Here is an 8213-nt window from a genome sequence, read left to right on the forward strand (position 1 = left end):
TTCTGGGCGGGCTAGGAGCAACGGCCCACAGGAACATTGATTTTTGTGGAACAGGCTTCGACGCTGTTGCTGATTCTTTTATCCTTGGATAGCCACGCAGGTAGAAAGCATTTTCGCCACACCTGCAATTGGCAACAGATTGAGAATTTCTGCTGCAAAAGCATCAATTAGCAAATAGCGGCTTCTTTCTAAATCCAAACCGCGACTTTGCAAGTAGAAAAGTTCATCATCTTCTAATTGACTGACAGTTGCACCGTGGGAACATTTAACGTTGTCGGCGACAATTTCTAACTGCGGTTTGGTATCTACGCGGGCTCTCGGCGACAGCAACAAATTCCGGCTCAACTGTCCGGCATCTGTCAATTGTGCGGCTTTGCGAACGAAAACTTTGCCGTTAAATACAGCGCGAGCTTTGTTGCCGATAATGCACTTGTGCAATTGGCGACTTGTACCGTGAGGGTGATTAAAATCGATTAAACTGTGAGTGTCCGCCAACTGTTCCCCAAAGGCTACGCTTAAGCCGTTTAAAGTTGTTTCAGTGGCTTCGCCGCGCTGAAATACTTCTAAATTGTGCCGCGATATTTTGCCTCCCAAGCTGATAGCATGACAAGTATAACGGCTGTTGCGAGATTGCTCGATCGCACTTTTGCCGATATGAACAACCTCCCCACCTTCCCGCTGAAGCCGAACGTGATTCACAGTGGCGTTTTCGCCGACAACAACATCCGTTACAGCATTAGTAAACGCTGGTACATTACCGATTGTTGCGTAATCCTCAATCAGCGTCACATTGCTTCCAGGCTCAGCTATGACTAAGCAGTGCGGCTGGGACATCGTGGGAGATGCACCTGGCGCTGTCAGGAACAGCAAGTGAATCGGAAGGTCGATCGACATCTTGGCCGGCACGAACACCACCGCAGAATCCGTCAAACCCGCAGTATTCAGCGCGGTAAACACCTCTGTTTGCTGTTTGTGCTTGCTCAAAACATCGGTGATGCGCCCTTGATATTTTTCGGGTACATTAGATAGATTACCTGCGTAAAAGTCGATCCTCTTCGAGGGCTCCGCTAACGGCAAATTGGGAAAAACCGACGACTCCACCGTTGACAAATCCGGCGCATAAAAACCGTTGACAAATACCAATCTTAATGGTAAATCTGCCTTGTTTTTCACTGGCATAATGATATCAGCCAGCTTAACTGTTGACTGATTGCTCTGGGGTATATGAAAAGGAATTTGCAACACCGCCGACAAATCAGTAAAGCGCCATTCTTCATCCTTCACCGTCGGAAAACTCGAAGAAAGGACGTATTGAGTCGCCGCATCCCGCAAATCCTGCAACCCGTAAGCAGAACTTTCGTTATTAGTTGCGCCCAACTTACCGCACTGATTCACCAAATCAGCCAAAAACATTTCTCTAGTAGCAACTTGCGTATTTATCATCGCGCGCCTACTCCTGCTGCTTCCTCTTCCACAACCCAGTCATAACCGCGCTCTTCCAATTCCAGCGCCAACTCTTTCGGGCCAGTCAAGATAATTCTGCCCGCTTCCATGACGTGAATAAAATCAGGAATAATGTAATTCAGCAACCGCTGATAGTGAGTAATCACCAACATCGAATTTTCAGCAGTTGACAACTGATTCACACCGCCGGCGACAATCTTGAGAGCATCGATATCCAAACCCGAATCAGTCTCATCCAAAATAGCTAACTTCGGTTCCAACAGCGCCATTTGCAAAATCTCATTCCGCTTTTTCTCGCCGCCGGAAAAACCCTCATTTACGCTGCGGCCTAAAAAAGAATCATTCATCTTCACAATATCCAGCTTTTCCTCGATTAAATCTTGGAAATCAAAAGCATCCAATTCTTCCAAGCCGCGATGTTTGCGGTGAGAATTGTAAGCCACGCGCAAGAAATCCAGATTGCTAACGCCGGGAATTTCTAACGGATATTGGAAAGCCAGAAATACGCCAGCCAAAGAGCGTTCTTCCGGCGCTAATTCCAGCAAATTTTGACCCAAAAAAGTAACTTCTCCCCCCGTTACCGTATAAGCAGGATGGCCGGCTAATATTTTGGATAAAGTGCTTTTTCCCGAACCGTTCGGACCCATAATCGCGTGAATTTCACCCGATTTTATTTCCAGATTCAAACCCTTCAGGATTTGGGTATCTTCCACATTCGCAGTTAAATCGCGGACGGATAGCACCACTTGACTATTTTCTACAATCATCTATTTTTGTCCTTTTCCTCAATGCACTTTACAGTTTTTTCTTCTAGTTCCTAGGCTCTGCCTAGGAATGCGTGTCGCGAGGCTCTGCCTCGTTGGAAACGGGAGAGAGAAATGTGAGGCAGAGCCTCTAGATATGCGTTACCAGGCAGAGCCTGAGAACGAGAGTAATCTCGATATTGTTCGCCGCTGACCTCACTTGAGAAGCATTCTAGCAACATCAGGACTCTTAGGATTGACAATCAATCTTTCATTTTTTAGATCAATTAATACATCCATCGCTTGCATGGGAATTGCCCCTAATAATATTTCAACTTCACCAGGAACAACCATTGCACTTACTATCGCTTTTCGATTCTCAAACCTGACTTCTACAGGCCCGACAACCTCCAAACTAATTACAGTTCCATCTGCTAATTCAGCTTCCTGTTCGTCAACTTTCAGCAAATTTAATTGCTGCTTAATGGACTCAGGAATAACTAGCAGTGAAGCCCCACTATCTACCAATGCTCTAACTTTCATCGATTTAATTTGGTCTTCTGAAATGTAGCCTCTGCGGTGCAGTGCTACATCGTCGCTGCAAATCAGTTCTATGTCTGCGTAAGTAATTCCCATGCTTGCTGTTTTCACGCTTAGTCACCCTCCTTGTAAAGGGTTAGTTGTCAATAAATGGCTGGTTTGTGGGTAGGGCGGATTGATTTAATCTCACATTTTGCACCAATATCAACCAGGGGCTTTTTGGTGGGTGGGGGCGGGTTTATTTAACCTGTCTTCACCGTTTAAGGCTATTGGTGAACCCGCCCCTACAAGTTTTTGATAATGGCGCAAGATGTGAGTTCTATCCGACACTTCCTTCCAGCTTCAGACTCAACAGCTTATCAGCTTCCGCTGCAAATTCCATCGGCAACTGATTGAAAACATCTTTACAGAAACCGCTAATCATCATGGAAATAGCATTTTCTGCGGAAATTCCCCGCTGTGCGAAGAAAAACAATTGCTCTTCTCCAATTTTAGAAGTAGAAGCTTCGTGTTCCACTTTAGCAGTGTGGTTCTGCACTTGAATATAAGGGAAAGTATTCGCTTGAGCGTTATCCCCAATCAGCATGGAATCGCACTGAGAGTAATTGCGAGAGCCTTTAGCATTAGGCCCCATTTTCACCAAGCCGCGATAGCTGTTGGATGAATTTCCAGCCGAAATCCCCTTAGAAATAATCGTGCTGCGAGTATTTTTACCAACGTGGATCATTTTGGTGCCTGTGTCAGCTTGCTGCTTGTTATTTGTCAGCGCTACCGAGTAGAATTCGCCCACTGAGTTGTCGCCGACTAACACGCAACTGGGATATTTCCAAGTAATCGCGGAACCGGTTTCTACTTGTGTCCAAGAAATCTTAGAATTAACTCCCTGACACAAACCCCGTTTGGTCACGAAGTTGTAAATGCCCCCTTTGCCGTTGGCGTCGCCTGCGTACCAGTTTTGCACTGTGGAGTATTTGATATCGGCATTGTCCATTGTTACCAATTCCACGACGGCGGCGTGCAGTTGATTGGTGTCAAACATGGGGGCGGTGCAGCCTTCCAGGTAAGAAACTGAGCTGTTTTCTTCTGCAACAATTAGGGTGCGCTCGAACTGGCCGGAATCTCCGTTGTTGATGCGGAAATAGGTTGACAATTCCATCGGGCATTTGACGCCTTTGGGAATGTAAACGAAGGAACCGTCGCTGAATACGGCGGAGTTGAGGGCTGCGAAAAAGTTGTCGCCGACTGGTACGACGCTGCCAAGATATTTTTCTATTAGTTCGGGATAATCTTTGACAGCTTCTGAGATGGAACAGAAAATAACACCATCTTTGGCTAACTTTTCTCTAAATGTTGTGGCAATTGAAACGCTGTCGAAAACGGCATCGACGGCAACATTTCCGAGCCGCCTTTGTTCGGATAGGGGAATACCGAGTTTCTCGAAGGTTTCTAGCAGTGTCGGATCAACTTCGTCCAAACTGTTGAGCTTTTTGGGCTTTTGTTTGGGCGCGGAATAGTAGATAATTTGTTGGTAGTCGATCGCGGGATAGTTGACGTGGGGCCAAGTGGGCTCGGTCATTTTCAACCACTGCCGATATGCTTTGAGGCGGAATTGCAGCATGAATTCCGGTTCGTTTTTCTTGGCGGAAATCAGGCGGACTACATCTTCGCTCAAGCCGCGGGGGATGGTGTCTGACTCGATGTCGGTGACGAAACCGTATTTGTAGGGCTGGTTGACTAAGGTTTTGACTGTGGTAGAACTCATTATTTTGCGTGTTCAGTGTTCTAGATAATGCTCTCTGGATGGCAGACGGGGCAATGCCTGTCTGGGCTTGAGCGAGTTCTGCTGGACTGCTCTGGGAAGTTAAACAACAATTTTGTTGCTTTACTATATTTTAAGCTACATTAACAATAGTGATATTGTCAAAGTCAAATTAATAATTTTTTGTGAAGATGATGGAGACTACTCAGCAGACTTCCACGAAACAAGACATCCTGCAATATTTGCTTAAGGGAGATAAAGGGACGGCTCTTGAGTTGGCGGAGTCTTTGGATATCAGCCCGCAGGCGATTCGCCGTCACTTGAAGGATTTGGAAGCGGAGGGGCTGATTCAGTATCAGTCAGTTCAGGCTGGGATGGGGCGGCCGCAGCACATTTATGAGCTTACCAGTTTGGGGCGCGATCGATTCCCGAATCGTTACGGTGATTTTGCAGTCTCTTTCCTGGATACGTTGGCGGAAACCGTCGGCCGCGAGCAAGTGATAACTATCCTGCGAAAACAGTGGCAGCGCAAGGCTACGGACTATCGGCGACTGGTGGGTGCGGGTTCGCTGCAAGAGCGGGTGACTAAGTTGGTGGAACTCCGCAGGGCTGAAGGTTACATGGCTGAGTGTTATCCTGTAGAATCTGTAGAGGTTGGGATCTGCGATCGCACTGGTTTGGGCGATCGATTTGTGTTGATGGAACACAACTGCGCGATTTCTAATGTTGCTGAAACTTTTCCGAGTGTGTGTGGCAATGAGTTGGAAATGTTTGCGGGGGTATTGCCGGACTGTACTGTGGAGCGGACTCACTGGATTATAAATGGGGAACACCGCTGCGGTTATTTGATTGCAAGAAGGAAAGAAGAAGGAAGAAGGAAGAAGGAAGAAGGATGAGGGAAGGCATTACACGGATTTTGACACAGATACACGGATGGGTGTTTTTACCAATTACCAATTACCGACAGCACTACACGGATTTTGACACGGATACAGGGATGGGTGTTTTTTGCTTTTACCGATTACCAACAGCACGACACGGATTTTGACACGGATACACGGATAGATGTTTTTACCGATTACCAATAACAAATAACAAATAACAAGTAACTAATAACTATGGAACCGCTAGCAGATTTTTTAAAGCCGGAAGAGTGTGCGGAAGTTGATATGGCGCTGCTGTCGTCAAAGGAAAAGTTTTCGGCGCGGGTGGCAATTTATGCTTTGAGGGTGCTCAAGCAAATTGCTGGGGAGACTGGTTTGCCGGTGGCTGAGGTGACAAATGGGCAGGTGATGGATTGGATTAAGAATGATGAGAGTATTAAAGGGTCGATCGAACTTGATGCTAGTTTTGAAAACTTTTTTACGAATTTGGTGGTGGCGTCTTTGCGGCCTTTGAGGCAAATTGCGGCAGAATCGGGAGGGGCGATCGAACAATTAACAGTTAAGCAGGTTGTGGCGTGGTTTGTGAAGGACGGGAAGATTCGCAGAGAGCAGGGTGTAGATGCAGCGTTTTTGGACTTGTGAGTTAAAGGTCGATCGACCCCACTGGCAAATAATACGTCAAACTCGGCTATTGGGGGCGGTTTCGGGCGATCGAAAAAAACTTTTGAGAAAGGGGTTGACAGACAAAGGAAAACTTGATAAGGTAATTAAGTCGAGCGAAAGAGATGCAGCGCATCAAGCTTAAAATTAAGCCGAACGCAGACACAGGATTAAAAGTTTTCAAAGCTTTCCTGGTGCTTATGATGTAATGGAACCACTCCGATCCATCCCGAACTCGGTTGTTAAACGTTGCTATGGCGAAGATACTCGGCGGGTCACTGCCCGGTAAAATAGCTCAGTGCCAGGTTAATCATAAATTAAAGCTCTTTTCCCGCAACGACGGAAAAGGGCTTTAGTTTTTTGGGGAGTTATTACTCATCTACACAAAAGCTCGTCTTGGGCCGGCAGGATGCCTAACCCCTACTCCCCACAAGAATTGTTGCAGATGTCTTTGGTGCGAGTTTTGTAGAAATCTCAATATTTGCAGCCAGCAGCAGATTTTTGGTCGATCGAACTTGATGCAAGTTTTGAAAACTTTTTTACGAATTTGGTGGTGGCGTCTTTGCGGCCTTTGAGGCAAATTGCGACAGAAGCCGAGATGCCGATCGAACAATTAACAGTTAAGCAGGTTGTGGCGTGGTTTGTGAAGGACGGGAAGATTCGCAGAGAGCAGGGTGTAGATGCAGCGTTTTTGGACTTGTGAGTTAAAGGTCGATCGACCCCACTGGCAAATAATACGTCAAACTCGGCTATTGGGGGCGGTTTCGGGCGATCGAAAAAAACTTTTGAGAAAGGGGTTGACAGACAAAGGAAAACTTGATAAGGTAATTAAGTCGAGCGAAAGAGATGCAGCGCATCAAGCTTAAAATTAAGCCGAACGCAGACACAGGATTAAAAGTTTTCAAAGCTTTCCTGGTGCTTATGATGTAATGGAACCACTCCGATCCATCCCGAACTCGGTTGTTAAACGTTGCTATGGCGAAGATACTCGGCGGGTCACTGCCCGGTAAAATAGCTCAGTGCCAGGTTAATCATAAATTAAAGCTCTTTTCCCGCAACAACGGAAAAGGGCTTTAGTTTTTTGGTGAGTTACAGATGTTTATAATATGACAAATGCGTAAGTCCAGAACAAAATCTGGTGTAGTTGGGAAAACAAGGGTGAAATGCGTGTTATCAGCCGAAAAATCCTGCGAGATTTCTGTGAAAGCCATGCCGATTCCTGCGATGCACTTTATGACTGGTATAGAGTTTCAAGTAAAGCGGAATGGCAGAACCTAATTGATGTTCAGCAGATTTATCCAAAAGCTGAGTCAGTCGGAAATTTTACCGTATTTAATATTAAGGGAAATCGATATCGGCTGATTGTTGATTTGGTTTATGTTTCTCAAAGAATCTACATCAAATATGTTCTGACTCACGCTGAGTATGATAAGGATGAGTGGAAAAATGATCCGTACTTTTGATGCCAAATCTTATACAGATTTACTTGTTCGGTATCAACCAAAACCGATCGCAAATGAAGCAGAAAACGAGGCCGCGATCGCTCTCGCTTGCGAACTGGAACACCGCCCTATGCGATCGCTGGAGGAAGAGCTATTTCTGGAGCTTTTGATAACGCTGATTGAAAAATTTGAATCTAAAAATTATCCGATTCCTGCAGGAAATGCTGCTTCAATGTTGCAACATTTAATGGATGCGAGAAATTTGGACAAATCTGATTTGATTCCTGTTTTGGGAACGGAAACAGAGGTTGATAAAGTTTTTGTTAGCGGAAGGGCGATCGAAATAGATGAAGCCAGAAAATTAGCCGATTTTTTCCACGTGGATATTAGTTTGTTTCTTTAATCGCGATCGGCTACTTGTTGAGTAGGAGTTGCTGATATTAGCTCTCCGGCTGATTAGTCATTAGTTTTAAGCGATCGTGATCGATTTAAGTGATAACTAAGGTGATCGCTACCTGTGCAAGTAATTTTATTTTCTAAGCTCTCCAAACTTAACCTTTTTAAGGTGTTCATATCTATTCTGCAATTCTCGAAATTTATTTTCAATCAAGGGATGAATTCTTTCAGGAAATGGCTCATTCAGGGTAGAAGTTCACGGGGGTAGCAAAAACCCAAAAAATCTGATAAGGTGAGGCACATGGAGAAGACAGTGCCGGAATTA

At 45.5% G+C, this 8213-nt stretch carries 11 protein-coding genes and 2 rRNA genes; 9 read left to right on the forward strand and 4 right to left on the reverse strand.

Annotation, left to right across the window (positions count from 1 at the left end):
• Positions 1 to 78 precede the first annotated feature (78 nt).
• From sufD to sufB, 4 genes are all read right to left on the reverse strand, one after another.
• Positions 79 to 1443 carry a Fe-S cluster assembly protein SufD gene (gene sufD / locus QUA78_RS18025; RefSeq protein WP_333302108.1) on the reverse strand — a complete coding sequence of 455 codons (1365 nt, stop codon included), beginning with the start codon at positions 1441 to 1443 and terminating at the stop codon, positions 79 to 81.
• The gene (sufC, locus tag QUA78_RS18030) at positions 1440 to 2231 is read right to left on the reverse strand and encodes a Fe-S cluster assembly ATPase SufC (RefSeq protein ID WP_333302109.1); all 792 of its coding nucleotides are present in this window, start codon (positions 2229 to 2231) and stop codon (positions 1440 to 1442) included. The genes sufD and sufC overlap by 4 nt, the downstream gene beginning before the upstream one ends.
• Positions 2232 to 2423: 192 nt before the next feature.
• On the reverse strand, positions 2424 to 2858 hold the full coding sequence (locus tag QUA78_RS18035; protein ID WP_333302110.1) for a clan AA aspartic protease: 435 nt from the start codon (positions 2856 to 2858) through the stop codon (positions 2424 to 2426).
• A 208-nt stretch (positions 2859 to 3066) separates the two neighbouring features.
• The gene (gene sufB, locus QUA78_RS18040; protein ID WP_333302111.1) at positions 3067 to 4509 is read right to left on the reverse strand and encodes a Fe-S cluster assembly protein SufB; all 1443 of its coding nucleotides are present in this window, start codon (positions 4507 to 4509) and stop codon (positions 3067 to 3069) included.
• 188 nt (positions 4510 to 4697) lie between these two features.
• On the opposite strand from sufB, the gene sufR reads away from it, so the two are divergent.
• From sufR to QUA78_RS18085, 9 genes are all read left to right on the forward strand, one after another.
• The gene (gene sufR / locus QUA78_RS18045) at positions 4698 to 5402 is read left to right on the forward strand and encodes an iron-sulfur cluster biosynthesis transcriptional regulator SufR (protein WP_333302112.1); all 705 of its coding nucleotides are present in this window, start codon (positions 4698 to 4700) and stop codon (positions 5400 to 5402) included.
• 222 nt (positions 5403 to 5624) lie between these two features.
• Positions 5625 to 6032 carry a hypothetical protein gene (locus QUA78_RS18050; protein ID WP_333302113.1) on the forward strand — a complete coding sequence of 136 codons (408 nt, stop codon included), beginning with the start codon at positions 5625 to 5627 and terminating at the stop codon, positions 6030 to 6032.
• Positions 6010 to 6195 (forward strand): hypothetical protein, encoded by a 186-nt coding sequence (locus QUA78_RS18055; protein ID WP_333302114.1) that lies wholly within the window; start codon positions 6010 to 6012, stop codon positions 6193 to 6195. The genes QUA78_RS18050 and QUA78_RS18055 overlap by 23 nt, the downstream gene beginning before the upstream one ends.
• A 45-nt stretch (positions 6196 to 6240) precedes the next feature.
• A 5S ribosomal RNA gene (rrf, locus tag QUA78_RS18060) occupies positions 6241 to 6357 on the forward strand.
• Positions 6358 to 6531: 174 nt separating this feature from the next.
• On the forward strand, positions 6532 to 6753 hold the full coding sequence (locus tag QUA78_RS18065) for a hypothetical protein (RefSeq protein WP_333302115.1): 222 nt from the start codon (positions 6532 to 6534) through the stop codon (positions 6751 to 6753).
• Entirely contained in the window at positions 6731 to 6916 is a 186-nt protein-coding gene (locus tag QUA78_RS18070; protein WP_333302114.1) for a hypothetical protein, read from the forward strand. The genes QUA78_RS18065 and QUA78_RS18070 overlap by 23 nt, the downstream gene beginning before the upstream one ends.
• 45 nt (positions 6917 to 6961) lie before the next feature.
• Positions 6962 to 7078: ribosomal RNA gene (rrf, locus tag QUA78_RS18075) — 5S ribosomal RNA — on the forward strand.
• A gap of 135 nt (positions 7079 to 7213) precedes the next feature.
• On the forward strand, positions 7214 to 7513 hold the full coding sequence (locus QUA78_RS18080; protein ID WP_333207050.1) for a type II toxin-antitoxin system HigB family toxin: 300 nt from the start codon (positions 7214 to 7216) through the stop codon (positions 7511 to 7513).
• The gene (locus QUA78_RS18085; protein ID WP_333398949.1) at positions 7497 to 7895 is read left to right on the forward strand and encodes a transcriptional regulator; all 399 of its coding nucleotides are present in this window, start codon (positions 7497 to 7499) and stop codon (positions 7893 to 7895) included. The genes QUA78_RS18080 and QUA78_RS18085 overlap by 17 nt, the downstream gene beginning before the upstream one ends.
• Positions 7896 to 8213: the final 318 nt, after the last annotated feature.

This window comes from Microcoleus sp. K4-B3 (assembly GCF_036704615.1).
Taxonomy (GTDB): domain Bacteria; phylum Cyanobacteriota; class Cyanobacteriia; order Cyanobacteriales; family Microcoleaceae; genus Microcoleus.

Coding starts and splice junctions, on each gene's coding strand:
- sufR (WP_333302112.1), top strand. CDS start 4,698: ATGATGGAGACTACTCAGCAGACTTCCACGAAACAAGACATCCTGCAA.
- QUA78_RS18050 (WP_333302113.1), top strand. CDS start 5,625: ATGGAACCGCTAGCAGATTTTTTAAAGCCGGAAGAGTGTGCGGAAGTT.
- QUA78_RS18085 (WP_333398949.1), top strand. CDS start 7,497: ATGATCCGTACTTTTGATGCCAAATCTTATACAGATTTACTTGTTCGG.
- QUA78_RS18055 (WP_333302114.1), top strand. CDS start 6,010: ATGCAGCGTTTTTGGACTTGTGAGTTAAAGGTCGATCGACCCCACTGG.
- QUA78_RS18070 (WP_333302114.1), top strand. CDS start 6,731: ATGCAGCGTTTTTGGACTTGTGAGTTAAAGGTCGATCGACCCCACTGG.
- sufD (WP_333302108.1), bottom strand. CDS start 1,443: ATGATAAATACGCAAGTTGCTACTAGAGAAATGTTTTTGGCTGATTTG.
- sufC (WP_333302109.1), bottom strand. CDS start 2,231: ATGATTGTAGAAAATAGTCAAGTGGTGCTATCCGTCCGCGATTTAACT.
- sufB (WP_333302111.1), bottom strand. CDS start 4,509: ATGAGTTCTACCACAGTCAAAACCTTAGTCAACCAGCCCTACAAATAC.
- QUA78_RS18080 (WP_333207050.1), top strand. CDS start 7,214: ATGCGTGTTATCAGCCGAAAAATCCTGCGAGATTTCTGTGAAAGCCAT.